Below are 25144 nucleotides of genomic sequence, written 5' to 3'. Positions count from 1 at the left end.
AGTTGCTGGTCGGCATTCGGCGACTTGATGCATATCAACGGTTGGCGTCTGGTGGTCTGTCGGCAGGCCGGTATAATCGGCGCCCTTCGTTCTGTACCTTTTATCCGTGAGCCCCATGATCCTTCCCGAAATTCACGAGTTCCTCGGCTGCCGCACGCCTGATGGCTGGGTCCAGGCCGCGCTGGCCGATCAGGAAACCTTGCTGATCGACCACAAAAACTGCGAATTCAAGGCGGCCAGCACGGCACTGAGCCTGATTGCCAAATACCACTCCCACGTCGATCTGATCAACCTGATGTCGCGTCTGGCCCGGGAAGAGCTGGTGCACCACGAACAGGTCATGCGCCTGATGAAGAAGCGCAAGATCGAGCTGCGTCAGTTGTCTGCCGGACGTTATGCCTCGGGGCTGCGCAAAGTGGTGCGCAGCCACGAGCCGGTGAAGCTGGTGGATACGCTGGTGGTTGGCGCCTTCATCGAAGCCCGCAGCTGCGAGCGTTTCGAGGCGTTGGTGCCGCATCTGGATGAAGAACTGGGCAAGTTCTACTTCGGACTGCTGAAAAGCGAGGCCCGGCACTTTCAGGGTTACCTGAAACTGGCCTACCAGTACGGTGACGCCAAGGACATCGCCCAGGTGATCGACAAGGTTCGTGACGCCGAGCAGGCGTTGATCGAGTCGCCGGATGTGGAGTTTCGTTTTCACAGTGGTGTCCCAGCCGCTGCATAACCTTGTAGGAGCGAGGCTTGCCCGCGAAGGCGATCTCAAGGACGCTTTCGCCCGCACGTTGCGATCTTTTGCGTCTGAAATGTTAAAAACTCTTAAAAGAATGAAACATCGCCAAAAACCGGCCCCCGTGGCCGGTTTTTACTGCCTGCGATAACCGTCCCGCCCTTGATTGGCGCCATAATGCCGGCCACTTCACTCAAGGGTTGGCAAACGGGTCGTTATGGATAACCTGGGTTTTGGCAAAGTACTGCTGGTGGAAGACGACGAAAAGCTTGCCGGGCTGATCGCGCATTTCCTGTCCCAACACGGTTTCGAGGTCCGACAGGTGCACCGCGGTGATCTCGCGTTGGCCGCTTTCCTCGACTTCAAACCGAAAATCGTGGTGCTCGACCTGATGCTGCCGGGCCAGAGCGGCCTGCACGTGTGTCGCGAAATCCGCAGCGTATCCGACACGCCGATCGTCATCCTCACCGCCAAGGAAGACGACCTCGATCACATCCTCGGCCTGGAATCCGGTGCCGACGACTACGTGATCAAACCGATCAAGCCACCGGTGCTGCTGGCCCGTTTGCGCGCCTTGCAACGCCGTCAGGTGCCAGACAGCAGCGTGTGCAGCTCGCTGGAATTTGGCCATCTGAGCATCGACCGCAGCTGCCGCGAAGTACGATTGGCGGGTGAGGGCATTGACCTCACCACCATGGAATTCGAACTGCTGTGGTTGCTGGCCAGCGCCGCCGGCAAGACTCTGTCCCGCGACGACATCCTCAACCGCATGCGCGGTATCGCCTTCGACGGCCTCAACCGCAGCGTCGACGTCTACATCAGCAAATTGCGCGGCAAGCTCAAGGACAATCCGCGCGAGCCGGTGTGCATCAAGACCATCTGGGGCAAGGGTTACCTGTTCAATCCGTTTGCGTGGGAGCTGTAAATGCTGCGGTTATTTTTGGGGCTGTTTCTGGTGATGACGGTTGGCCTGGTACTGGGCCTGCAAACCGTCGAGCGCACGTTCGATGCGCTTCTCGACGGTCAGATGCAGAGCTACAACCGAGAGGCGGGGCGTGGCCAGGCCTGGTCGCTGGTCGAGCAGTTGCGCGGCCTGGACAGTTCGGCCCGGGAGCGCCAACTGGAAGCCGTGCGCCCCCATTACGGCTTGGGCCTGACCCTGGTCGAGACCGATCAACTGTCCCTGACCGATCAGGAAAAAGCCGAGTTGGCCCAGGGCCTGCTGGTGTTTCGCGACGCGTACACGCAATTCATCTCGCGCATTGACGACGGCTCGCAGCTGCTCAGCATCAAACTGCCGGCCGAGCCGAGCCTGATGTCGTTCTACATTGCCGCGGCCTATCTGATGATCGCGGTGATGATCGGTTTCGTGTTGTTATTCTGGGTGCGCCCGCACTGGCGCGATCTGGAAAAACTGCGCCTGGCCGCCGAGCGATTCGGCGATAACGACCTGTCGTCGCGCATCCAGTTGTCCAAGCGTTCGAACATTCGCGATCTGGCCGAACACTTCAACCTGATGGCGGCACGCATCGAAGGTCTGATCGCCAATCAGCGCGAGCTGACCAACGCGGTGTCCCATGAACTGCGCACGCCGATTGCGCGGTTGTCGTTTGAACTTGATCAGCTCAAGCAACAACCCGATGCGACCCAGAATCTCGAACTGATTGCCGACATGTACGCCGACCTCGGCGAGCTGGAAGAGATGGTTTCCGAGCTGCTGACGTACGCCAGCCTTGAGCGCGGTGCCACGGTGATCACGCGGGAGAATATTCAGGCCAGCAACTGGCTCGACAGCGTGGTTGGCAGCGTTGCGCTGGAGGCTGAGGCCGCCGGGGTGCAGTTGTTGATTGTCGAATGTCAGGTCGACGAAGTTCGCATCGAACCGCGCTTCATGGCCCGCGCGGTGATCAATTTACTGCGCAATGCCATTCGCTACGCCGACGAGCGGGTGGAAGTGTCGTTGGTGCGCACCGGTGATCATTACGAAGTACGGGTCAACGACGACGGGCCGGGCGTGCCGCTGGACGGGCGGGAGAAAATCTTCGAGCCGTTCTCGCGCCTGGACGCCAGCCGCGACCGCCGCACCGGTGGGTTTGGCTTGGGGCTGGCGCTGGTGCGACGGGTGTCGCAATCCCATGGCGGGCAAGTGGAAGTGACGGATTCGCCATGGGGCGGGGCGTCGTTTCGAATGACCTGGGCGCATGTCGATTAGATTTTTATTGCGCTTACTGGCCCCTTCGCGAGCAAGCCCGCTCCCACATTTGATCTGTGTCGTTTACAAATCTTCCGTGGGAGCGAGGCTTGCCCGCGAAGGGGCCATTAACAACACCCCCTCTCAAAAGGCATAAACCGCCTGCCCAGCCAACGACGTCTGCATCCGCCGCTCCACAATCGGGCTGTCCGCCGCATCATTGGCCAGGTACTGCACGGCCAGCACCGTCGAAACGCTCCACTGATCATCGATCGGCAATGACCACGTCAAATCAGCCCCGCGACTGAACAGCCCGCCATGAGTGTCATGAGCCCGGAACTGACTGCGTGAGGCCTGAGCCGCGCTGACGCCATACCAGGTGCGCACGTAATTGCTGTCGCCGAACTGACTGTTGAGGCTGCCCACAAGCTTGCCGTAGTCGCCCTCATAAAACGGTGCGCTGATGCTCAGCTTCAGCCGGTACCAGGCCGCGCTGGTGTCGTGATCGTCATCGTCTTTTTCCAGCGCATGTTCGAAGGTCGCGCCGAGGATGATCGGCCCCATGTTGTAGGTTCCGTCCAGCCCCAGCAGCGGGCGCGACTTGATCGAGCCCATGCCGTCGAGCTCATCCGAGCCTTTGAACCCGCTCTTGCGATCCTTGCGCACATCACTGGCGCCGATGTATACGCTCAGGCCGAAATCGTCTTCATCAAACGCCCAGCCCAGACCCTTTTGGGTATCGAGAAAAAAGCCATAAGGGCTGATGATCTCTGCCCCCAACAACGGCGCGACTACGCGCTCATCACTGCCGCTGTAACGCGGCACGCTGGCGGCACCGGCTCGCAGGCTGTAGCGCCAGTCTTCGGCGTGCAATGAGTCGGAAGAGATGAGCAGGCAGCATGAAGTCAACGGCAGACACAACGAACGGAACATGGGAGCACCCGAAGGGAGGTTGGATGCGCCCATGCTAGGCGGGTGCCGGCCAGCAATCTTTGACAGCTTTGTCGGGAAACTGTCAAAGACTGTGAACGGCCTTAGCGGCTCAAACCCAGGCGCTCATGCCATTGGGCGATGGATTCTTCAGGCCAGACATCACACTGTCGATCAGCGGGCTGCGTCTGGACTTGCACCCATGATGCTTTCGAACCGAGCATCACGTGCGTGTACTCGGGTGGCACCGGCAGCGCCGTGTCGATGACCGAGGCGAATGGGTGAACAAGGTCTGGCCATTCAGGACTGAACACCCATAATCCCGAGCCGCAAACGGAGCAGAAATGCCGCTCGGCGGTGCTGCGGTGGGCACGTTTGTCGCTTTCTTCCTTGAGCCGCGCATGGTAAATCGAGATGTGCTTGCGACCGCGTACCTTGAGGGTGGCGGCATCGCCAGCGATGTTGATCGCATAACCGCCACCGCCCTGAGTCTTGCGACAGATCGAGCAATAGCAGCGTTGATAAGGGTAGGGGTGGGCGCTGGTCAGGCTGAACGACACTGCGCCGCAATGGCAGGAGCCTTCGAGCTGCATGGGAACCTCCGACGGGTCTTGGGATGACTCAAGACAGCCTAGACCGTCAGGGTTTCCGGGTAGTTGAATTTGTGCTGGATGTGCGGGCCTCTTCGCGAGCAAGCCCGCTCCCACACTTGATCGTTGTCGTACACAAAATCCGTGCTCACTGAATATCTAATGTGGGAGCGGGCTTGCTCGCGAAGAACGATAACGCGGTCTACCGGCTGGGCACCCGCCACAAATACCACGCCGCCACCGTCCGATAAGGGTGCCACGCCAACCCGATTTCAATCATCTGCTTACGCGTCGGCTGTACCTCCAACCCCTTTAGCCGCCGATAACCTTCGCGCACCCCAAAGTCATCGGCCGGCAAAATGTCCGGCCGCTCCAGGCTGTAGATCAGCAGCATTTCCACCGTCCACCGTCCAGCGACCCACCCCGCGCAAGGTAATCAAGCGTTCGATCAACGCTTCATCGTCCATCGCCAGGGCCGTGGCGTAATCCGGCACCACGCCGTCCAGAGCCGCTTGAGCGATGCCTTGAATGGTCGCGATCTTGCTGGCGGAAAATCCGCAACCGCGCATCTGTTCGAAGTCTGTCGCCAGAATCTGCTCGGGTCTTGGGAAGGTGCTCGCCGGAAACAGCGCCAGCAGCCGGCCGACAATCGCATCGCCAGCCTTTGCATGCAGTTGCTGATAGGCAATCGCCCGCACCAGCGACTCATAAGGATCGCGAGCTGCATGGGGCTGATGCAGGCAGGGGCCGATGGCACTGATGTGGCGTTGCCAGTCGGCATCCAGGGCCGAGAGGAATTCGCTGGCCAGTTGATAGGTGTCGGGCATGGAGCATCCTGAAGCGCGGGTGACTGCGGGAAGATTAGACCTCACCCCGCAGCGCCGCACTCCATTGCTTGCGGTCAAACTTTGCCGGTGGGGGCCAGCAGCGCGTTCACTTGGCCATACGTGAAGGGCTTGAGGTCGCTGCTATCGAGTTTTCCGGTTTCCAGAAAGCTTTTCGCCACCGACGCCATGGCGCCGTAGAGGAATTCGGCGATGCTCGAGCCGGCGCTCAAACGGCGCACGCCGAGGGCTTGCAGTTCTTCAGGCGAAGGCAGGCCCGCGAAACCGAGCACGTTCACCGGCAGCGTCGTGCCACGGCACAGCGCTTCGATCTCATACGCCGCCGTGACGCCAGCCGCGAACAGCCCGTCGGCACCGGCGGCCTGATACAACGCGGCACGCTTGAGTGTCTCTGCCACGCGATCTTCGGCCGGCACCAGGCCCCTGAGGTACACGTCGGTGCGAGCGTTGATAAACAGCTTCACGTCCCGGCGATCGGCGACCTGGCGAGCGATTTCGATCTTGCGCGCCAGCAGCTCGGGCGGCGAAGCACCGTCCTCGATATTGATCCCCACGGCACCGGTGGCGATGACAGCGTCGATCACTTCCGCAACCCGCCCCAGGTCATCGGAATAACCGGCCTCAATGTCCACGGTCAACGGCACCGTGATAACCCGGGCGATGGATTCGACGGTGGAAACGAGGCGTTCAAGTGGCAGGGTGTTGCCATCCGGGTAACCGTGAACCCAAGCCACCGCCGCGCTGCTGGTGGCGACGGCCTTGCTGCCCAGCTGTTCCACCAATCGCGCCCCGGTGGCATCGGCGACGTTGGTCAGAATCAGCAGGCCGCTCTGGTGCAGTTGATGGAATTGGTTGTCGAGTGTGTCCATCGAATGTCCTTCCTTATGATTCTTTTTTTTGAATAAACGGTGGATTAATCAGAACGCGAGTTGTTGAGTGATTTGCACCGCAGCGCTTTCCAGCCTGAGCAGAAACGCCTTGCGCGGTTGTCCTCCACCATAGCCGGTCAATGAGCCGTCTGCACCGATCACCCGGTGACAGGGCAGGATAATCGCCAAGCGGTTTTGTCCGTTGGCCAGGCCCACGGCGCGACTGGCGCCGGACTTGCCCAGTAGCGCGGCGATCGCGCCATAAGTAGTGGTCTGGCCGTAGGGGATTTTCATCAGTTCAGCCCACACTTGTCGGGCGAAAGCGCTGCCGGGCAGGTGCAGTGGCACGTTGAATTCGGTCCGTTTGCCGGCGAAGTATTGCGCCAGCTCTTCTTCGATCTGTTGCAAATGCCCGTTGTGACCGGGGGCCACGGCGTAGCCATAACGGTTTTGCAGTTCTTCGATTTCCTTGGTCAGTGCCGGTCGATCGAGAAACTCCAGCAGCACCAGCCCTCGCTGTTCGGCCATGGCGATCATCGGCCCCAGCGGTGTGGTCAGTCGAGTGAACAGCAGTGGCTCGCTGTGGGCGACGCGGCCGGGTGTGATGTGGAACGATTTTTGAAACGCATCGCGAAAGCCGCTCAGGGATTCATAGCCGGAGTCGAACGCAGCGTTGTCGATGGATCCGCCTTGTTTGATGCCACCGAGGGCGATGCCCAGGCGTCGGCTGCGCAGCCAGGCGTGAAAGGTCATGCCGAAATGTTGCTTGAACCAGCGGCGCAGTTTCAGCGGCTCGATGCCCTCGGCGAGCAACTGGGCATCAGTCCAGCGCAGGTCAGGGTCGGCGTCCACTGATTTGAGCAGTCGCTGCACCCAGTCTGGCGCGATGGCCGCGGCGTCCAGCGGCTTGCAACGCAGGCAGGCGCGATAGCCCGCCGACATCGCCTCATCGGCATGAGCGAAGAACTCGACATTTTCCGGCTTCGGTTTGCGCGCCGTGCAGCCGGGGCGGCAGAAAATGCCAGTGGTTTTGACCGCGGTAAAGAACACCCCCTCGTAGGCGGTGTCGCGTTCGAGCATGGCGCGAACCATCTCGGCGTGGGGCGGAAGCACAGCGTTTTGTAGGTTCATGGGCTGAGCATATGCCGCGTTGCCCGGCGCCTCCACCGGAAAATCGACAGTGAATTTTTGTAGCCCTGAGCTACAGTCATCGGGTCACCGATAATCCTGTAAACGATATTTTCAGGAATCATCCTAATGCAACCGTTCACGATCAAACACATCGATCACATCGTCCTGCGCGTCAAGGATCTCGAACGAAGCATCACTTTTTACGGAGAGGTATTCGGCGCCGAACTGGTCAAGCGCCGTGACGACCTGGGCATGGTGCATTTGCGTGCGGGCACCTCGATGATCGACCTCGTCGACATCCAGGGCGAACTCGGCCGCAAGGGCGGTGCTGCCGCTGGCCACGAACGGCGCAACGTCGATCACTTCTGCCTGCGCATCGAACCGTTCGACGAACAAGCGCTGGTCAGTCACTTGCAGTCCTTCGGCCTGACGCCCGAGAAAGCCGCCGTGCGTTTCGGCGCTGAAGGTAAAGGGTTGTCGATCTATTGCTTTGATCCGGACGGCAATCAGGTCGAACTGAAAGGGCCGTCCCAAGGGTAAAGATCACGCCCGTTTCGCCATCAACAGCACCGAAGCCGCTGCCGACAACAATCCCGCGCAGCAACGGTTGAAAATCCGCTTGCCCCGTGGTTCGGCGAACCAGCGGCGCATGTGCAGGCCCATGTAGGCGTAGGCGCTGATGGCGATCCACTCCAGCAGCAGAAACAACGCGCCGAGCACGACGAATTGCGCAGCAATTGGTCGAGTCGGGTCGACGAACTGCGGCAGGAATGCGGTGAATAGCAAGATAGCCTTGGGATTGCCCGCCGCCACCAGAAACTCCTGCCGCGCCAGAGCGACAATGCCAATCGGCGCGCCGGTCACAAGCTGCTCGGTCTCCGGATTGGCACGCCACAGTTGCCACGCCAGGTACAACAAGTAAGCCGCGCCGATGATCTTTATCGCATAGAACAGCCATTCCGAGGTTTGCAGCAACACCGACAACCCGGCGGCGGCCAGGGCGATCATCCCGGCAAACGCCAGCAAGCGACCGACGCCGGCCACACAGGCGCGACGATAGCCATAGCGGGTGGCGTTGCTGACCGACAGCAGATTGTTCGGGCCGGGGGCCATGTTCAGGGCGAAGCAGGCCGGGAGAAACAGGGTGAGGGTGGCGAGGTCCATGACGACGTCTCCAGTAACGAGAGACATATTTTTATCATGAGTGACGAGTGGGCCGGCCCATACAGCGATGGACGCAAATCGCCGTACACTTGTGCCGGGTTGGTCAAGACAAATGCCAGTCGGTTAGCGCAATCCATGTGGGAGCGGGCTTGCTCGCGAAAGCGGTGTGTCAGGCAACATTAATGTTGGCAGATACTCCCTCTTCGCGAGCAAGCCCGCTCCCACAGGTTCTGCGCCTTAGCTGACTGGCATTGCTTGGTTAAGGCCGTTTTTTCAACGGACTAAGCGACTAATTCTGCGGATCGATATTGTCCAGCGCCCGGTTCACCGCCAGCTCGCCCAGCATGATGTTCTGCTGAATCCCCAGCATGGTGTTGCGATGCGGGTTTTCCAGAAGGTTTGCAAAATCACTGAGCATGACACTGGCTGATGCCAGTGATTCGCAGGCATGGGCCAGCAAACTTTCGGTATCCATGTCGGGGGCGACGATGAACATTCTGCTGGGTTTACGGGCAGCAGTAGGTTCTTTGGGGGGCTTGAGGTAATGATCGAGCGCGCGTTCAGCCGCGTCGTGGAGCTTTTTTGAGTCGATGGATTCGTAGGGGGAAACGTCGTCGTCGGTTTCCGGTGGATTAGGTGTGATCTTGAACATAATCTTCAGTTCCTTAAGTAATGCTGACACCTCATCGCGACTAAACGAGGGGGTGGCGGCTGTACGCAGGTTAGTCGACCGGGGAACTGAAGAAGCCGGCGCACCCGAAGGTGCCCTGCGCACAGCCACCATCAAGTACAGGTAGGAAATACCTGTCTGACGGAGACCTGTGCAACTTCAATTACCACCGAGCGACTAAACCCGACCACTGATAGGCAGTGGCAGGGAAACGATAGAGGCCAGGGCCAAAGCGCACAAGCCGGCGGATTCTGGCGTAGTCGTAGGCAATGACGCAAGACGCTGTAGCTTTCAGGAAGTAACGCGCAGCCATATTAAACAAGTTCCCCTAAACACCCAAAATCCCCCCGTAGGAGCTGCCGAAGGCTGCGATCTTTTGATCTTGATTTTCAGCGGTCCGGGTGAAGATCAAGATCAAAAGATCGCAGCCTTCGGCAGCTCCTACAGGGGATCTCCTTCGTCATTCAGGTTGGGATAAAAGACGCGCTATTTGATCTGCACAATGACCGGACCTTCCGTCACGATCGGCGGGTTCGCTTGGATATTCGATGCGTTTTTCTGAATCCAGTCGCGCGCAACTTTCAAGCTCGCATCGCTGCCAGCCTTGTCCGTGCAAACAGTCACCGCCGTACCGCCATCACCCGTATTCAGCAGTGTGTAACTTACCAGGCCAGGCACTGTCCGCAGGGTCGCTTCGACGTCGGCCTTGCGCTGTTCCAAAAGATCGAAAAGCTGCTTTGCTCCAGCACCCAGGTAGGTTCTTATAACCGCATACATGGTCGTCTCCTTTAGGAGTTACCGTCTTGATGCCAATCCAGATCCGCTAATGGCCGCTATCACTCAGGTTTCAGTTCGTCCCGATTCATTCAGCTTAGCCAAACGCCCGGCGGCGAGCGAAATGCAACGACCACCGGCCACTTTAGGTCGAAAGCGAACCTGCGTTCGCCCGTTCAACATGTGTCTATCTCCGCAGGTATTGCCCGAAACGCACGTGTGAGGTTCAGATGTGGACTAGACTTCGGATTCCAGGCTGGACGGTCAGGTTCTTTCAGGGTACTGAAAAAACCTGACCGTTCCCTAAGTACTACAGGGAGTTATCGCCATGACGTTCTTGCATTGCACGCAATCCTCCTCACATCCCCGTTGGGATGGTAGCGATACTCTGGTAGGCAAGGAGACTCGGATGCGGCGCAATAGGGGCGTTCTTGCCGGTGTCAGCATCCTGGGGATTTTCGCACTCAGCCTACTGCCCACTCAGGCCATTTCTGCCACCGCCACCGCAACGTTCGCCGTCTCCGCGAGCATCGTGGCCGGTTGCGGGATCACGGCTTCTCCCTTGGCCTTCGGCGCCTATACAGGCGTGCAAGCCGATGCCGAATCCAGCCTCTCGGTCAACTGCACCAACACGACGGCCTACAGTGTCGGCCTCGGCGCCGGGACGAGCGGCGGGACCGCGACAGCCCGGCAGATGTCCGGCACTCCCGCAGGTATCCTGTTCTATGCGCTGTACTCGGACGTCACGCGGGCGATCAATTGGGGTGACACCGGCGGCACTGGCCTCATAACCGGAACCGGCAGTGGCTCCGCCCAGGTGATCCCGGTCTATGGACGGATAGTGGCGGGGCAGCTTAGTCCACCGGGCACGTATGCCGACACAATGACGGCTACCGTCACCTTCTGACCTTCAAAGCTGTGGTCAAGCCTGCTTCTTTCCCCAGAAAGCCTATCGGCGAAATGTGCCCCTTCGTCGCAAAGGTGCGGATTTGACGTGTTAAATGCCACCTTGACTGGTTGTTTCCCCCTTGGATGCTAACCTCAGCCTGCGAATAACCCCTTAAAGGGAATGGGAATTTGAATGGGCTTGGGGTTTTAGCGGTCTTGAGCACGATGTTCAGTGCAACTGTATTGGCCGCACAGCTTCAGGTTGAGGTCCGGGTCAATGTGCAGCGCGGTTGTCAGTTGGTTGGCCAACAGCGCGAGGCGGGTGTCGAGCAATTGGGCGTCCTCGACTTCGGCACCACCGCCCGCCTGGACGATCCGGCTGGGGCATTGAGTGCAGCACTGCTTGACGCACGTGTGCCACGCCTGGAATGCAATCCCGATACCCCTTACCAATTACAAGTCGACGGCGGCCTGCATGGTGGCGTAGGCGAGGTCCGCTATCTGGCGGCCAGCGCAGAGCGCAGCAAACCCATTCCTTATCGCCTCTATCAAGACGCTGCACGGCAGATTCCGCTGCCGGTGAATGTGCTCTTGAGCGGACGGGTGCCGGATTCAGGTACGGTGGATTTGCCTCTGTATGCCCGTATCGAACGACTGGCCGAGATTCCCCGCGTCAGCCGTTATTCCGACCTCTTGAAAGTGACCGTGAGCTGGTAACAAGGCATTGACATGGCGATGGCGAATACTCGCGCGATCGTGGCGGGGGTCTATACCGACAGCCTGACGATCACGCTGGATTGGTAAAACTCAGAGGATGGACATCATGCACATGCTGCACCAAGGATTGGATTTTCTCGTTCTGGTGCCTTACGACCTGTACGCCGACTCTGTCGCCATTGAATTGATCTTCTAGTGCGATGCCGTTCTGCCGTGCCAATTCTGATCTGCGCGACCGGTTTGCCACTGCCGCTGTCGGCGGTGACCAGTCAGAGTTTTCAGGTCAGCGCGACAGTGACAGCGACATGTCTGGTGATGGGCGGGAATTCCAATTACGGCAACCTCGATTTCGGCTCTCAATCGGCGCTGGCGACCAATACCGTGCAAGTGCAATTGAGCGGCGGCGTGCAGTTGCAATGCACGCCGGGCGTGACCCTGAGCATGAGCATCGATGGCGGCCAGTACAACAGCAACGGACGGCACTTGCAGCTCGATGGCGGCAGTGCCCGAGTGGCCTATCAGTTGTTCAGCGACGCGGCGTTCAGTGAGCGCTTGGGCATCGGGCAGAACGTGGCCGTGGCCTACAGCGATGCGAACGACATCAGATTACCTATTTACGGACAAGTGCAGTTACCGGGTAATCAGCCCGGGGGGATTTATAGCGATGTGCTGCAGGTGCAGCTGTCGTGGTAGCTCGGTAGTTCGAGCATAAGGAGTAGGCATATGTGTTCACCTTCCCGCAGGTCACCGGCCGCGCGTTGCGCTGTGCTGGCGATGGTCTTGCTGGGCGCGGTCAAGGTGCAGGCGGCCAGTTCGGTGCTGATCTGGCCGATCGATCCGGTGCTGGAGGCTGATCAGCAGGCGAGTGCGCTGTGGCTGGAAAATCGCGGCAACGAGACGGCGAATCTACAGATCCGGGTGTTTGCCTGGAGCCAGAGTGGTTTCAGCGATCAGTATCAGAACCAGCGCGATGTCATTGGCAGCCCGCCGGTAGCGAAGATCGAACCCGGGCAGAAGCAACTCGTGCGCCTGACCCGTACCCGCGATATACCGCCGGGGCAGGAGTTGGCCTATCGCATCATTATCGATGAGATCCCCTCGGCCAGACCTGTGGCGGCTGAAGACGGAAAAACCGCTGCCGCCATTCGGTTTCAGATGCGTTACTCGGTGCCGCTGTTTGCCTATGGCGCCGGTCTGTGGAGCAAGGAAGACATGACCCGTAAACGCGACCCCAAGGGCGTCGGCGTGCCTGATCTGAGTTGGCGTAAAGTGGCGGTCGATGGGCGTTCCTACATGGAAGTACGCAATCAGGGCGCGGTGCATGCCCGGCTGACCGATGTCGCGTTCAAGCAGGGCGGTCAGACACGGCTACTGGTTGAGGGATTGCTCGGTTATGTGTTGCCGGGAGCGATCATGCGTTGGCCGACACCGGAACCGATCACCGCGGATCAAGTATTGCAAGTACGGGTCAATGGCGCGCCGCAAGCTCAGAGCATTGCGCCGGGGCGTTGACAGCCTGGCGATGGAAACAGTGTGGCGAGGGAGCTTGTTGTGGTGAGAGGGCCGCTGTGGCGAGGGGGCTTGCCCCCGTTCGGCTGCGAAGCAGTCGTAAAATCTGCAGATGCGTTCTACCTGACAAAATGATGTCACCGATTTTAGGGCCGCTCCGCGACCCAACGGGGGCAAGCCCCCTCGCCACAAGTGTTGTGCGCGCCTCTTGATCGCCACAGCTGATGGACATCAGGTCAAGCCCGCTCGCAACAGTAAGGAAATGTCCATTGACGGACGTAAAGCGGCGATGAGCCAGGATCGGGCTCACAGTATCAAGCGTCCGCTGTGGGCCGCGATTGGCCTGTGCTGTCTGGTATTTGTCCACCACGGCCTGGCGGGAGACCTGCCGCCAGCCCCCAGCGGCGTGGAGGCGATTGTCGACGCGCAATTGTTTCTGGAACTGGTAGTCAACCAAATGAACACCGGGCGTGTGATAGCGGTGGAGCAGCGCGGCGGACGCCTCTTTGTACCGGTCGCGGTATTGCGCGAAACCGGTATGAAGTTGCCGCAAGACCTCAGCGCCGAGATCGCCCTCGACAGTCTGCCAGGCCTGCATAGCGACTATGACAGCCAGGGGCAGCGGCTGTTGTTGAACGTCCCGCCAGGCTGGTTGCCGGAGCAGCTTGTCGGTAGCCAGGCCTACCCGCGTACCTCGGCGTTGAGCAGTTTCGGCGCCTTGCTCAATTACGACCTGTACCTCAACGACACCGATGACAGCGGCACCTACCTCGCGGCCTGGAACGAGGTGCGGCTATTCGACAGTTGGGGCACGCTGTCCAACACCGGGCAATACCGGCGCACGATTTCCGGAATCAGCAACGGCACATTGAACAATGGATATCGGCGTTACGACACCACCTGGCGTTACTCCGATGACGAACGTCTGCTGACCTATGAGGCGGGCGACCTGATCAGCGGCGCCTTGCCCTGGAGCAGTTCGGTTCGCCTGGGCGGTGTGCAAGTGTCGCGCGACTTCGGTGTGCGCCCGGACCTGGTGACCTACCCGTTGCCGCAGTTCGCCGGAGAGGCGGCGGTGCCATCCTCGGTGGATTTGTTCATCAACGGCTACAAATCCAGCAGCGCCGAGTTGCAACCCGGTCCCTACACGTTGACCAACATTCCGTTCATCAACGGGGCCGGTGAAGCGGTGGTGGTCACGACCGATGCCCTCGGTCGACAGGTCTCGACCACCGTGCCGTTTTATGTCACCAGCAACCTGCTGCAAAAAGGCCTGATGGACTTCTCGGTGGCCGCCGGTACCCTGCGCCGTGACTTCGGAATTCGCGATTTCGGTTACGGTCCGGGCGTGACCTCCGGCAGCCTGCGTTACGGTCTGAACGACAGTCTGACCCTCGAAAGCCATGCCGAGGCCTCGGACGCGCTGTCCCTTGGCGGCGTTGGCGGCAACCTGCGCCTGGGCAACTTCGGCGTGCTCAACACGGCGGTCAGTCAAAGCCGGTTCGATGGCAATAGCGGTCAGCAAGTCAGCCTCGGTTATCAATACAGCAGCCAGCACTACAGCGTTTCTTATCAGCGTATGCAGCGCCGCGACCAGTACGCTGACCTGACCGTTGTCGACAGCCCCTATCTCAGCCTCAGCCAGCGTAGCGAGCAGTTGACCCTGAGCGTCAGTCTCAACGGCTGGGGCAGCCTCGGCGCGGGCTATTTCGATGTGCGGGCGGCGGATGATTCGCGCACCCGGTTACTCAATCTGACCTGGAGCAAGCCACTGTGGCGCAATACCAGTTTTTACTTGTCGGCCAATCGCGAGATCGGCGATAGCGACTGGGCGATGCAGGCGCAACTGATCATCCCCTTCGACCTGCGTGGCACCCTGAGTGTGAGTGGCGAGCGCAGCAAGACCGGCGAAAGCCGCCAGCGCATCAATTACAGTCGCGCTGTGCCCAGCGCAGGCGGCGTAGGCTTCAACCTCGGTTATGCCCACGACGAAGGCCCGGATTATCGTCAGGCCGACCTGACCTGGCGCCTGCAATCGGTGCAATTGCAGGCCGGGGTTTATGGCAGCAGTGATGCCGAAACCCGCTGGGCCGATGCCAGCGGTTCGCTGGTGTGGATGGACCACCAAGTGTTCGTCGCCAATCGTATCGATGATGCCTTCGTCGTGGTCAGCACCGGCGGATTTGCCGATATTCCGGTGCGTTACGAGAATCAACGGGTGGGCCAGACGGATAAAAATGGCCATCTGCTGGTGCCGTGGAGCAGCGCCTACTATCGCGGCAAATATGAAATCGATCCACTGAACCTGCCAACCAATGTGCAGAGCTCGAATGTCGAACAACGGGTCTCGGTGCGCCGTGGCAGTGGTTACCTGCTGGAGTTTCCTCTGAGCCGGATCATTGCCGCGAGTGTTGTACTGATGGATGCGCAGCAACACGAATTGCCCTTGGGCAGCCGCGTGCGACACGAGCAGAGCGGGGCGTATGCGGTGGTCGGTTGGGACGGGCTGGTCTATCTGGAAAATCTGGAAGAGCACAACGGTTTGCACGTGACCCTGGCCGATGGCCGAACCTGCCAGGCGCAGTTCACGCTGGACATGCAGCAGGACCAGGTGCCGTTGATCGGACCGCTGCTGTGTCAATGAAAACGCCAATGAAATGAACAGAGCAGGGAGATGGGCTGTGCAGTTTTCTGATCGATGGCCAGGTAACGCGGTTGGGCTGATGGCGATTTTTCTGCCATGTCAGGCTTATGCCTTGTGCGAGGTGGTCAGCACTTCACCGGCCGGCTTTGGCTCGATGAGTTCGATCGCGGTGCGTACCACTTTGCAAACCAGTTCCACCACCCATGCCGGTTTGAGTTGCACCGGTTCGTTGGCATCGTCGTTGGCCAGCGATGATCATTTTTACGCCACCATTACGTCGGCAACCGCAGGGGCGGTCGGGCCAACCGGTGATGTGATTGGTTACACGCTGTTTGCCAACAACAGCACCAGCTATCCAATCACTCGCGGCGTAGCGTTCGACTTCGCCCGACACTCGATCATCGATGACCTCGACCTGCTTTCCAATCCAGCGGTTGCCAAGGCCGTGCCGATCTACCTGAATACGATTATCGGCAGCAACGTGGCTGCCGGGATTTACTCTGAAACCCTGAACATTTTCTGGAGCTGGGATTATTGCCATGACTATGGTGGCGGCAGTTGTCAGGGGCGAGACATCAACAGCGGTTCCACCAGTCTGACTGTCAATATGACCGTGGACAACGATTGCACGATCACTGCGCCGAACATCAGCTTTGGCAGCGCCTCGGTAATCAGTTCCTTCGCCACCGTCACTGGCCAGACGATCAACCTGGCCTGCACCAAGGGCAGTGCCTACACGGTGGGGCTGGACGATGGTCAGCATGCTGTTGGCGTGGGCGGGCGCAGGCGGATGATCTCGGGCAGCAATTACCTCGCTTACGACCTCTTAAAAAGCGCCGGAACCACTCGTTGGGGCAGCGTCAGCACGGCCCGCCGCGCCAGTTCCGATGCCGAGGTCAACCCCGGCAACGGCCTGGGAACCGGCAGCCAGATATTCAACTACAACGCCAAAATCTACACCGACCAGAGCACGCCCCCACCGGGAACCTATCTGGACAGTGTGGTACTGGATGTGGGTTTTTAGAAAGAACCTGAATACAGGATTGCGACCGTCGCAGCAGCTGGCGCCGGGCTCAGTGAACGTCAATCCAGTCTAATTTAAAGTGCGAGGAAAGGTTGCAGTGAATGTCGTTCCGCTCGTTAGAGAAGATGCTCCGGTGGTATGGGGGTGCCAAGGTTGTGCACCGTAATAACGACAGTTTGATCTTCGAAGCTCGAAGAAACGGTGACTTCGCTATCGGCAGCACCGTAGGCTACTGCATTGGCGACCAGGTTGCCGATGAGCTGATAGAGCCGATCACTGTCGGCAGTAAAGTCACCTTGTCCAAAACGCAGCTGGGTCAACTCATGCCCGGGGAACGCCAGACTCAACTCGTCCAGGCAGTCGGCCACCAGTTCGTGTAGGTCGACTGGTTTGGGCAGGACTTCGATACCTCGCCCGACCTGCGTCAAGGTGAAATCCAGCAGTAGCCAATCCAGCGGCAGAAGGTAAGGTTGACCTGTGCGATCTGGCCATTTTCTGCGGTAAGCAGTAAGCCACAATCAGCTTCGTCGAAGAGGATTTCAGAACCGGACAGCGAATCGTCATCTGCTGGCATTTGCAGGGAAAACAGGGGACAGGCCACGATTGTTCGGCATATGCCTGAAATCGTGGTCTGTCCCTTTTTATGTCAAGCGGGACGCGGTGCTTCAACAGGCGGGGTGCCGTCGTGAAACATCGTCTTCAGTTGAGCACGCAGTTCCGGTGAATCGGTGTGCTTGTGAACACTGACCGCATGCTGTGCGGCGGCCTCGAGCAGTTCGTTTTCAGAGTCTGCGGACAGCGCGACCGAGCATTTGGAATCGCTTGGAAACTCGCGGCAGTCGATGTATTTACGCGCCATGATCTTCTCCTCCCTACGATGAAGGCAGGCCGTGGCCTGCGTGAACGATCACTCGACACGCCACCCCATACATCAAACACGATTTCAGGTCGCTTCGAGTGTGCCAACTCTTAGAGTATAGGCCCGCCACAAGGCGCATCGTCACAGGCTTGCAACGACGCAAAGGGGTGTTTTCTTCAATACGGCGTTCAGGCGCCTCATTACCTTGAGGCCTGGTTCAACTGAATTGAAGCAGGTGTGTGATGAGTCTGATTGTTTCGATGGCAGCGTTTGCTCTGGCGGCATCCATTACACCGGGGCCGGTGAACATTGTGGCGTTGAGTTCGGGGGCACAGTTCGGTTTTCGCGCGAGCCAGCGGCATGTGGCGGGGGCGACCCTGGGCTTCGTGCTGCTGTTGGTGCTGATGGGGTTGGGGCTGCATGAACTGCTGAAACTGTGGCCGTTCATGACCCGGGTAGTGCAACTGGCCGGCGTGGCGTTTCTGTTGTTCATGGCTTTCAAATTGGCCACTGATAACGGTCAACTCGATGCCAAGGCGTCAGGTCGGGCGCCGTCGATGCTGTATGGCGCGGTGATGCAATGGCTCAACCCGAAAGCCTGGCTGGCCTGTGTCGCGGGGATGGGCGCGTTTGTCGCCGATGGCGAAGCGCGGCTGGTGTGGCAGTTTGCGGCGGTGTATCTGGTGATCTGCTATCTGTCGGTGGGTTGCTGGGCGTATGCCGGGACGTTTTTACGCGGCTATCTGAGCAACCCTGCGGGGATGCGCCTGTTCAATCGGGTCATGGCGTTGTTGCTGGCGGTGAGTGCGGGGTATTTGCTGTTGCCGTAGGTTTGCGATGGTGGTTCCCGGTACAACTCTTATTGCCAATGCTTTCCCTGTGGGAGCGGGCTTGCCCTAATGCCAGTCAGTTAAGCGAGTAAGCCGCTTTTTTGTAGGAGCCAGGCTTGCCGGCGAAGGCGTTCTTAAGGACGCCTTCGCCGGCAAGCCTGGCTCCTACAGGTCCGATTTTCCCTTAACTGACTGGCATTAGGGCTTGCCCGCGATGGCGTCTGGTCAGCCAACAATGATGTCGAATGGACTACCGCTATCGCGGGCAAGCCCGCTCCCACAGGGATTTGTGTGGGAGTTCCACCCATCAAGGCTTGTGGCGAGGGGAGGATGAGTTAGCCGCGATACTGCCCCGGTGTCGCCGCCAGATGCTGTTTGAATGCGCGCTGAAAATGCGCCTGATCGGCAAACCCCGCTTCCAGCGCCACATCGGCGATCAACTTGCCGCTGCGTAACCGATCCCGGGCGAACTGGATGCGCTGGTTGACCAGAAACGCATGAGGCGTCATGCCGTAATGCTGCTTGAACGCGCGGATCAGGTAGGACGGCGACAGTTGCGCCGCTTCGCAAATGTCCTCGAGCTTGAGCATCTGTGTGCAGTTGTCGCGGATATAGTCGGCGGCCCGTTCCAGCTTGAAATTGGGTTCGCGCAGCGGTTGATCGATGGGGTTGAGCCGCTGTTGCACCTCGGTGAAAAACTCCACCGCCGCGCTGTGCTTGCACAGCACGTCTTGCTGCTGATCGACCAATATCTCGTACAAATTCTTCAGGCCGGCAAACAGCTCGACATCACGATTGTGGGTGATGGAGAACCGGCGAAATGCCAAGTCCTGGCTGAAGCCGAGCTGATGCTGCAAATCGGTCAGCCAGGGCGTCTCGACGTACAGCATCAGGTACGACCACGGCTGGTCGTCGATCGGATTGCAGGCATGCACATCGCCCGGATTCATCAGCACCACGGTGCCGGCACTGACCTGAAACTCCGATTGCTCGTGGATATAGGTGCTGCGCCCGGCGGTGATCGCCCCGATAGAAAAATGCGCGTGGGAATGCCGGCTGTAGCAGACCTCGCGACCGTCGGCGATGGAACGGGCTTCGATGAAGGGCAGGGCGTCGTCACGCCAGAAGCGCGGGGCTTTGTCTGCATCTTTGGCGACGGTGTGCTTCATCTCGGGATCCTCGGCAGGCCAGCGCCTGAGTGTATTAGCTCTGGCCGGCAAAGGCTCGTTCCAGTTCGGCGATGTCGAGCTTTTTCATCTGCAACATCGCTTGCATGGCACGCTGGGATTTTGCCGTGTCCGGATCTTGCATCATGTGCATCAGCGCCACCGGCACGATCTGCCACGACACGCCGAATTTATCCTTGAGCCAGCCGCATTGCTGGGCTTCAACGGGGCCGCCCGCAGACAGGCGCCCCCAGAAGTGGTCGACTTCTTCCTGAGTGTGGCAATTGACCTGGAATGAGATCGCCTCATTGAACTTGAACACCGGGCCACCGTTAAGGCCGGTGAAGCTCTGCCCATCGAGTTCGAAACTGACGGTCATCACCGAACCTTCCGGCCGGCCATGGATTTCCTGACCGGCCTTGCCGTAATGGGTGACGCCGGTGATTTTTGAATGATCGAAGATCGCGCAGTAAAACTTCGCGGCTTCTTCGGCCTGATCGTCGAACCATAGGCAGGGCGTGAGTTTTTGAACGCGGTGCATGGCGTCGCTCCTCTGCGGGTTAATCACTCTGGATTATCAGCGTAGTCAGCCTGTGATCGCCCGGTGGCACCGTAGATCGATAACTCACAAGAAAACCGCTGCCGATCCCTCGGCAGCGCCTGGAGCAGGGATCAGAAATCCCACTTGGTCGTCAGTTGCAGGCTGCGCGGTTCGCCGTAGAAACCGGTGCCGAAGTTGCCGAGTCCGGTGTAATAGGTCTTGTCGAACAGGTTCTTGACGTTGACGGTTGCGCTCAAGTGATCGTTGAAGCGATAGCGTGCCATCAGGTCCACCAGGTAGTAGCTGTCCTGAGTGATGCGTGAGTACTGGCCGAAGTTGACGGTGTCGGAGGGGTTGGGCTGGAACACGTTGCCGAAAAACTCGCTTTGCCAGTTCACACCGCCGCCGACGGTCAGGTTTTCCCATGCGCCGGGCAGTCGATAGGTGCTGAACACGCGCACCACTTGTTCCGGGGCGGTGGTTTGCAGCACCGAGCCGTAGACGTAATCGCCTTTGGCATCGCGGGTATGGTTGTAGGTGTAGCCGGCTGACAGGTTCCAGCCTTCCATCACTTCACCGGCCAGCTCGAACTCGAAGCCTTTGGTGGTCGCGCCCTGAACGGCGCTGTACACCGACTCGGTCTCGAAGCCGCTGATGTATTGGGCGACGTTGTCCTGTTCAATGCGGAACACCGCGAAACTGGCGTTCAGGCGCCCACCAAAGTATTCGGCCTTGATGCCGGCTTCGTAGCTGTCGCCTTCCACCGGGTCGAGCAGTTGGCGCGCGGCGTCCTTGCTCATTTGCGGCTGATAGATGCTGGTGTAACTGGTGTACAGCGAATAAGTGTCGTTGAGGTCGTAGATCAGCCCGGCGTAAGGGGTGACCACTCCCGTCTGGCGATAACCGTCGCGCACGTCGGGCGTGTTCGGGTCGTTGTAGTCGAGGTGGTCGCTGCCCTTGAAGTCGCTGACCCGGCCGCCGAGGATCACCGACAGATCATCGGTGGGCTTGAGCCGGGTCGCCAGGTAGGCTCCGGTCTGGCGCTGGACGATGTCGTTATCGCCGATGCGCGGGATGTCCGGTTTGGGGAACTCGCCGCGCCAGTCGAAGACGCTGCTGTTTAGGGCCGGATAGACCGAGCCGTGCACCGGGATGTCCTGGCGGGCGTTCATCGACATGAAGCCGGCGATCAATTCGTGCTCGCGACCAAACAGGCTGAAAGGGCCGGTGAGGTTGATGTCGATGTTGTCCTGAACCTGATCGCCCTTGAATTTACCCATGTACATGAACATGCCGTTACCGGTGACCGGGTCCGGATTACCGCCGCTGGCCGAGCCGAGCAGGGTGTCGTGCTGGCGGTGTTTGCGGTCGTAGCTGACTTTCAGCGTCCAGTCGTTGGCCAGTCGTTGCTGCACGGAGGCGAAAATTGTCTGGTTGGTGAAGTCGCGACGGCTCCAGTCGGTGGCCGGGTTGAAGGAACGGGAGAAGTTGGTGCGCGAACCGTCGCTGAAGTACATCGGGAAACCGGTCCAGCTGGCGCCGCGCGAACGGGTATTTTGCTGGTCCATGCCGAAGGTCAGCAGGGTGTCCGGGGTCAGGTCCGCTTCGAGGATGCCGTAGGCGATGTCCTTGGTGTTCTGATAGTGATCCATGTAGGCGCTGCGATCCTGATAGACCCCGACGAACCGCCCGCGCACGTTGCCGCTTTCAGTCAGCGGGCCGGAAATGTCGCCTTCGCTGCGATAGTTGTCCCAGGAGCCGACCGTGCCGGCAATCGATGCCTTGAACTCTTTGGTCGGGCGCTTGCGGATCAGGTTGACGGTGGCCGAGGGATCGCCCGAACCGGTCATCAGGCCCGTTGCGCCTTTGATGATTTCCACGCGGTCGAAGGTCGCCATGTCGGTGCTGGTGGTGCCGTAATCGTAGACGCCGTCGTAGTCGGTATTGACGCCGTCGTACTGGAAATTGGTGATCGGCAGGCCACGGCTGGAAAACTCCCAGCGTTCGCTGTCGTAGTTCTGCACGCTGATGCCGGGGGCGCGGCGCAAGGTGTCGGCGATGCTGGTGGAACCCTGGTCGTCCATTTGCTGACGGGTGATGACGGTCACCGACTGTGGGGTTTCGCGCAGGGACAGCGACAGGCCTGTGGCCGAAGACGTCGAGCCGGTGGTGTAGGAATGAGTGTCTTCAGTGGTGGCGCCCAGCCCCTGACCGGAAATGTTCGTGGCGTCCAGTTCCAGTGCGCCTTGTGAGGCGGGCACTGCTTGCAACACATAGCCGCCGTTGCCTTGGGGGCTGGCTTGCAGGCCGCTGCCTTGCAACAGTCGCTGCAACGCTTGCGAGTCGGTGTAGTCGCCGTCGAGGCCGGGGCTGCGCTTGCCGGCGGCGAGGTCGTTGTGACCGGCGAGGAAGACACCGCTTTGCTCAGCGAAGCGATTGAGTACGCTTGCCAAGGGGCCCGCCGCTATCGAGTAATGGCGTGTCCGGTGGCTGGACTGTTCACTGGCGCCCGTGGTGTCTGCTTGAGCGAGCGGCGCTGAAAAACTCAGGAATGCGGCCGGGAGGGCCAGCGCCAAGGGGCGCAGGGCAAAACGAGTGCGAGTGAAGGCGTTGCGTGACATGGCGTTCCCTGGAATCAGTTCGATCGGCAATGTGAGGTGCTTCTGAGGGGTTAACCGAACGAGAAAGACAAAAGGGAACCGATTGCCGAAAAAAGTTTTCCACTCAGGCTTTCGGGCCGACGCTGACCCACCAGGGGAAGGTCTTTTGCACCCGGATCGGCAATGCCGCTTCCAGCAGGCGCAATGCCTGATCGGTGTCCTTGAGCGGGAACGAGCCCATGACCGGCAGCTCGGCAACTTTCGGATCGCAGTGCAAATGCCCCGGACGGTAGCGGTTCAATTCGTCGATCAACTGGCCCAGTGGCAGGTTGTCTGCCAGCAGCAGGCCATGGCGCCAGGCTTCCCGTGAGGGGCTGGCGGCGGTGCTCAGCGCCATTGTGCTGTCGCTGAACGCCAGTTGCCGACCGGCCTCGACAACCTGTACCGCGCCGTGGCGGGTGCGAACTTCGACAGCGCCTTCATAGACGTTCAGCAAGGTCTGTCGATCCTCTTGGCGAACGCTGAAGCGGGTACCCAGCGCCCGCAGTCGCCCTTGGGCGGTTTCCACCAGGAACGGTCGACCGGGGTCCTTGTCGGTGTCGATCAACACTTCGCCGCACTGCAACTGCAGCAAGCGTTGCGTGGCATCGAAGCGGACATTCAGCGCACTGAGTGCATTCAGCCAGATCCGGCTGCCATCGTTGAGCACGGTTTCGCGGGTTTCCCCGGTGCCGGTAGCGAGATCGGCAGTGAGCCGGCCGAGTGTTTCCGGCAACGGCGTGCCGCGCCATGCCGCCCATCCCGTCAGGCTGCCGGCGGTGAGTATCAGCAAGCTCTTTAGCGTGTGGCGGCGACTGATTGGCGAGCGGCCGGTGCCGCGCAGGACTTGGCTGACAGCCTGTTGCTCGCTCTCGTGTTGCAGCGGAGTGAAGCGCTGGCCGACCCGTTCGATGTAGCGCCAGGCGTCCTGATGGTCGGCACTTTGCGCCAGCCAATCCTGCCAGCGCAGGCGTTCGTGATCGGCCACTTGTGGGTCGTGGAGTTGCACATACCACTGGGCCGCTTGCTCGAGGCTGGCATGGCTGAGTTTTTTCAGGGGGACGGCGGGCATGGGGTTATTCAATCAGCAACCCATCGAGCTCGGCCTCGAGGATCGCGCAATGCATCATGGCCTGGGCCAGGTACTTCTTGACCATGCGCTCGCTCACGCCGATCTCGTCGGCGATGAGTCGGTAGGGCATGCCGTGCAACTGAGCCAGGATAAATGCATCGCTGACCCGCTTTGGCAAGCGCTGCAGCAGGGCGTCCACTTCGTGCAGAGTCTCGACAATGATCGCCCGTTGTTCCGGTGAAGGCTGCAAGGCGGGAGGTCGTGCGGCGAGCGTTGCCAGCCAAGCTTGCTCCAACTGCCGACGACGCCAGTGATCAATGCACAAACCGCGAGCAATGGTCGCCAGATAGGAGCGCTCGCGAACCTCGCAGTCGAACGTCTGCGGCCGCTTAAGCACCCGCATGAAGGTGTCATGAGCCAAGTCAGCGGCATCCATTGCATTACTGAGGCGTCGACGCAACAACTCATACAGCCATCGGTGATGGCAGGTATAGAGGTTTTGAACCGAAGAAAAGTCGGCGACTGTCATTGAGAGCACACGTCCGTAGCGACTGGCGTCGCGGGTGCAAATAAGAATTGGTCGCGATTAAAGCAAATGACCGGAAGTCTCGCAAATGATATTGGTTTGCTTTTAGGTGGGCTTGGCCCAGCTTTCCGATCAACCCGCGTAGAGCGACCGGTGGTCGATGAACATGGCTAGTGGGGCAAATTGCGCTTAGCTGTAGGGATAACCCAAGGCGCGCGTAACGCCGACCTTGTAGGAGCGAAGCTTGCTCGCGAAGGCGTCATTGCTGTCACACCGCGTTATCGTTCTTCGCGGGCAAGCCTCGCTCCTACAGAAAAAAATGATGGCGTCGAGGCAGAGGCGCCCCTTCAGAACACCGTGAGTCTGAGGAAACCCGCAATGCTGACCCTTAATATCAATGGCAAGGACCAGGAACTGGATGTCCCCGCGGACATGCCGTTGCTCTGGGTGCTGCGCGACGTCGCGCACCTGACGGGCACCAAATTCGGTTGCGGCATGGCCCAGTGCGGCGCTTGCACCGTACACGTCGACGGCGCGCCGCTGCGCTCTTGCATCACGCCCGCCACGGCGGTGGCCCACGGGCAGAAAATTCTCACCATCGAAGGCTTGTCCGCCGATGGCTCGCACCCGGTCCAGCAAGCCTGGGCGGAGCTCGACGTGGTCCAGTGCGGTTATTGCCAGTCGGGGCAGATCATGTCGGCGGCCGCGTTGCTGGCAAAGATCCCTAAGCCCACCGATAGCGACATCGACCAGGCGCTGTCCGGCAACATCTGCCGCTGCGGCACCTACCCAAGAATCCGCGCCGCAGTTAAACGCGCCGCCGAGATCGGTTGATACC

General features: G+C 59.8%; 26 protein-coding genes and 1 pseudogene. 12 read left to right on the top strand and 15 right to left on the bottom strand.

Features of this window, described 5'->3' with window-relative positions; all coding sequences use genetic code 11:
* Positions 1-115: 115 nt before the first annotated feature.
* The 3 genes from miaE (at position 116) to TU81_RS09050 (ending at position 2939) form a co-directional block, all read left to right on the top strand.
* Entirely contained in the window at positions 116-724 is a 609-nt protein-coding gene (gene miaE / locus TU81_RS09060; protein WP_007906324.1) for a tRNA-(ms[2]io[6]A)-hydroxylase, read from the top strand.
* Between the two features lie 220 nt (positions 725-944).
* A complete protein-coding gene (locus tag TU81_RS09055; RefSeq protein WP_038984134.1) occupies positions 945-1652 on the top strand; it encodes a winged helix-turn-helix domain-containing protein in 708 nt (235 codons plus the stop codon).
* Positions 1653-2939: an ATP-binding protein gene (locus tag TU81_RS09050; protein WP_048394584.1), complete on the top strand. Its 1287-nt coding sequence runs from the start codon at positions 1653-1655 to the stop codon at positions 2937-2939. It begins immediately after the preceding gene.
* Positions 2940-3062: 123 nt separating this feature from the next.
* Here TU81_RS09050 and TU81_RS09045 read toward each other — a convergent pair whose 3' ends face one another.
* The 5 genes and pseudogenes from TU81_RS09045 to TU81_RS09025 all read right to left on the bottom strand — a co-directional run bounded on the left by TU81_RS09045 (position 3063) and on the right by TU81_RS09025 (position 7283).
* Positions 3063-3851 (bottom strand): MipA/OmpV family protein, encoded by a 789-nt coding sequence (locus tag TU81_RS09045; RefSeq protein ID WP_048394582.1) that lies wholly within the window; start codon positions 3849-3851, stop codon positions 3063-3065.
* A 101-nt stretch (positions 3852-3952) separates the two neighbouring features.
* Positions 3953-4441: a GFA family protein gene (locus TU81_RS09040; RefSeq protein WP_048394581.1), complete on the bottom strand. Its 489-nt coding sequence runs from the start codon at positions 4439-4441 to the stop codon at positions 3953-3955.
* Positions 4442-4640: 199 nt separating this feature from the next.
* Positions 4641-5265, bottom strand: a pseudogene (locus TU81_RS09035) (DNA-3-methyladenine glycosylase family protein).
* Between the two features lie 74 nt (positions 5266-5339).
* Positions 5340-6152: an isocitrate lyase/PEP mutase family protein gene (locus TU81_RS09030; RefSeq protein WP_048394579.1), complete on the bottom strand. Its 813-nt coding sequence runs from the start codon at positions 6150-6152 to the stop codon at positions 5340-5342.
* Between the two features lie 48 nt (positions 6153-6200).
* Positions 6201-7283, bottom strand: coding sequence for a bifunctional transcriptional activator/DNA repair enzyme AdaA (locus TU81_RS09025; protein ID WP_048394577.1), 1083 nt, complete (start codon positions 7281-7283; stop codon positions 6201-6203).
* A gap of 126 nt (positions 7284-7409) precedes the next feature.
* Here TU81_RS09025 and TU81_RS09020 point away from each other — a divergent pair, with 126 nt between their 5' ends.
* A complete protein-coding gene (locus TU81_RS09020; protein WP_038984127.1) occupies positions 7410-7823 on the top strand; it encodes a VOC family protein in 414 nt (137 codons plus the stop codon).
* Positions 7824-7826: 3 nt separating this feature from the next.
* Here the strand turns inward: TU81_RS09020 and TU81_RS09015 are convergent, their stop codons facing one another.
* The 3 genes from TU81_RS09015 to TU81_RS09005 form a co-directional block, all read right to left on the bottom strand.
* On the bottom strand, positions 7827-8447 hold the full coding sequence (locus TU81_RS09015) for a LysE family translocator (RefSeq protein WP_048394574.1): 621 nt from the start codon (positions 8445-8447) through the stop codon (positions 7827-7829).
* Positions 8448-8736: 289 nt separating this feature from the next.
* Complete coding sequence (locus TU81_RS09010) at positions 8737-9099, bottom strand: DUF6124 family protein (RefSeq protein WP_048394573.1); 363 nt, start codon at positions 9097-9099, stop codon at positions 8737-8739.
* 504 nt (positions 9100-9603) lie between these two features.
* A complete protein-coding gene (locus TU81_RS09005; RefSeq protein ID WP_038984124.1) occupies positions 9604-9894 on the bottom strand; it encodes a hypothetical protein in 291 nt (96 codons plus the stop codon).
* Between the two features lie 406 nt (positions 9895-10300).
* Between TU81_RS09005 and TU81_RS09000 the strand changes: the two genes are divergently transcribed.
* From TU81_RS09000 to TU81_RS08975, 6 genes are all read left to right on the top strand, one after another.
* Positions 10301-10798 (top strand): Csu type fimbrial protein, encoded by a 498-nt coding sequence (locus TU81_RS09000; RefSeq protein WP_038984123.1) that lies wholly within the window; start codon positions 10301-10303, stop codon positions 10796-10798.
* A 206-nt stretch (positions 10799-11004) separates the two neighbouring features.
* Complete coding sequence (locus TU81_RS08995) at positions 11005-11496, top strand: Csu type fimbrial protein (RefSeq protein WP_390176081.1); 492 nt, start codon at positions 11005-11007, stop codon at positions 11494-11496.
* 213 nt (positions 11497-11709) lie between these two features.
* Complete coding sequence (locus TU81_RS08990) at positions 11710-12189, top strand: Csu type fimbrial protein (protein WP_231983797.1); 480 nt, start codon at positions 11710-11712, stop codon at positions 12187-12189.
* 30 nt (positions 12190-12219) lie between these two features.
* Complete coding sequence (locus tag TU81_RS08985) at positions 12220-13008, top strand: fimbrial biogenesis chaperone (protein ID WP_038984120.1); 789 nt, start codon at positions 12220-12222, stop codon at positions 13006-13008.
* Between the two features lie 286 nt (positions 13009-13294).
* The gene (locus tag TU81_RS08980) at positions 13295-15649 is read left to right on the top strand and encodes a fimbria/pilus outer membrane usher protein (protein ID WP_048394566.1); all 2355 of its coding nucleotides are present in this window, start codon (positions 13295-13297) and stop codon (positions 15647-15649) included.
* A 79-nt stretch (positions 15650-15728) separates the two neighbouring features.
* Complete coding sequence (locus TU81_RS08975) at positions 15729-16673, top strand: Csu type fimbrial protein (protein WP_048395302.1); 945 nt, start codon at positions 15729-15731, stop codon at positions 16671-16673.
* Between the two features lie 116 nt (positions 16674-16789).
* On the opposite strand, the gene TU81_RS08970 is transcribed toward TU81_RS08975, so the two are convergent.
* The gene (locus TU81_RS08970) at positions 16790-17191 is read right to left on the bottom strand and encodes an ATP-binding protein (RefSeq protein WP_048394564.1); all 402 of its coding nucleotides are present in this window, start codon (positions 17189-17191) and stop codon (positions 16790-16792) included.
* A 128-nt stretch (positions 17192-17319) separates the two neighbouring features.
* The gene (locus tag TU81_RS08965) at positions 17320-17532 is read right to left on the bottom strand and encodes a DUF1059 domain-containing protein (protein ID WP_008074349.1); all 213 of its coding nucleotides are present in this window, start codon (positions 17530-17532) and stop codon (positions 17320-17322) included.
* 242 nt (positions 17533-17774) lie between these two features.
* On the opposite strand from TU81_RS08965, the gene TU81_RS08960 reads away from it, so the two are divergent.
* Positions 17775-18362, top strand: a complete 588-nt coding sequence (locus TU81_RS08960) for a LysE family translocator (protein WP_038984117.1) — start codon at positions 17775-17777, stop codon at positions 18360-18362.
* Between the two features lie 335 nt (positions 18363-18697).
* Here the strand turns inward: TU81_RS08960 and TU81_RS08955 are convergent, their stop codons facing one another.
* The 5 genes from TU81_RS08955 to TU81_RS08935 all read right to left on the bottom strand — a co-directional run bounded on the left by TU81_RS08955 (position 18698) and on the right by TU81_RS08935 (position 24309).
* Complete coding sequence (locus TU81_RS08955) at positions 18698-19531, bottom strand: AraC family transcriptional regulator (RefSeq protein ID WP_048394562.1); 834 nt, start codon at positions 19529-19531, stop codon at positions 18698-18700.
* Between the two features lie 34 nt (positions 19532-19565).
* Positions 19566-20069: a VOC family protein gene (locus tag TU81_RS08950; RefSeq protein WP_048394560.1), complete on the bottom strand. Its 504-nt coding sequence runs from the start codon at positions 20067-20069 to the stop codon at positions 19566-19568.
* 131 nt (positions 20070-20200) lie between these two features.
* Positions 20201-22690 carry a TonB-dependent siderophore receptor gene (locus TU81_RS08945; protein ID WP_048394558.1) on the bottom strand — a complete coding sequence of 830 codons (2490 nt, stop codon included), beginning with the start codon at positions 22688-22690 and terminating at the stop codon, positions 20201-20203.
* Positions 22691-22793: 103 nt separating this feature from the next.
* Positions 22794-23780 (bottom strand): FecR domain-containing protein, encoded by a 987-nt coding sequence (locus TU81_RS08940; RefSeq protein ID WP_048394555.1) that lies wholly within the window; start codon positions 23778-23780, stop codon positions 22794-22796.
* A 4-nt stretch (positions 23781-23784) separates the two neighbouring features.
* Complete coding sequence (locus tag TU81_RS08935; protein ID WP_048394553.1) at positions 23785-24309, bottom strand: sigma-70 family RNA polymerase sigma factor; 525 nt, start codon at positions 24307-24309, stop codon at positions 23785-23787.
* 375 nt (positions 24310-24684) lie between these two features.
* Between TU81_RS08935 and TU81_RS08930 the strand changes: the two genes are divergently transcribed.
* Entirely contained in the window at positions 24685-25140 is a 456-nt protein-coding gene (locus TU81_RS08930; protein WP_007906916.1) for a (2Fe-2S)-binding protein, read from the top strand.
* Positions 25141-25144: the final 4 nt, after the last annotated feature.

The sequence above is a fragment of the Pseudomonas lini genome, from assembly GCF_001042905.1.
Taxonomy (GTDB): domain Bacteria; phylum Pseudomonadota; class Gammaproteobacteria; order Pseudomonadales; family Pseudomonadaceae; genus Aquipseudomonas; species Aquipseudomonas lini.
The sequence above is the reverse complement of the archived record's forward strand: the minus strand, read 5'-3'. Positions and strand labels throughout refer to the sequence as shown.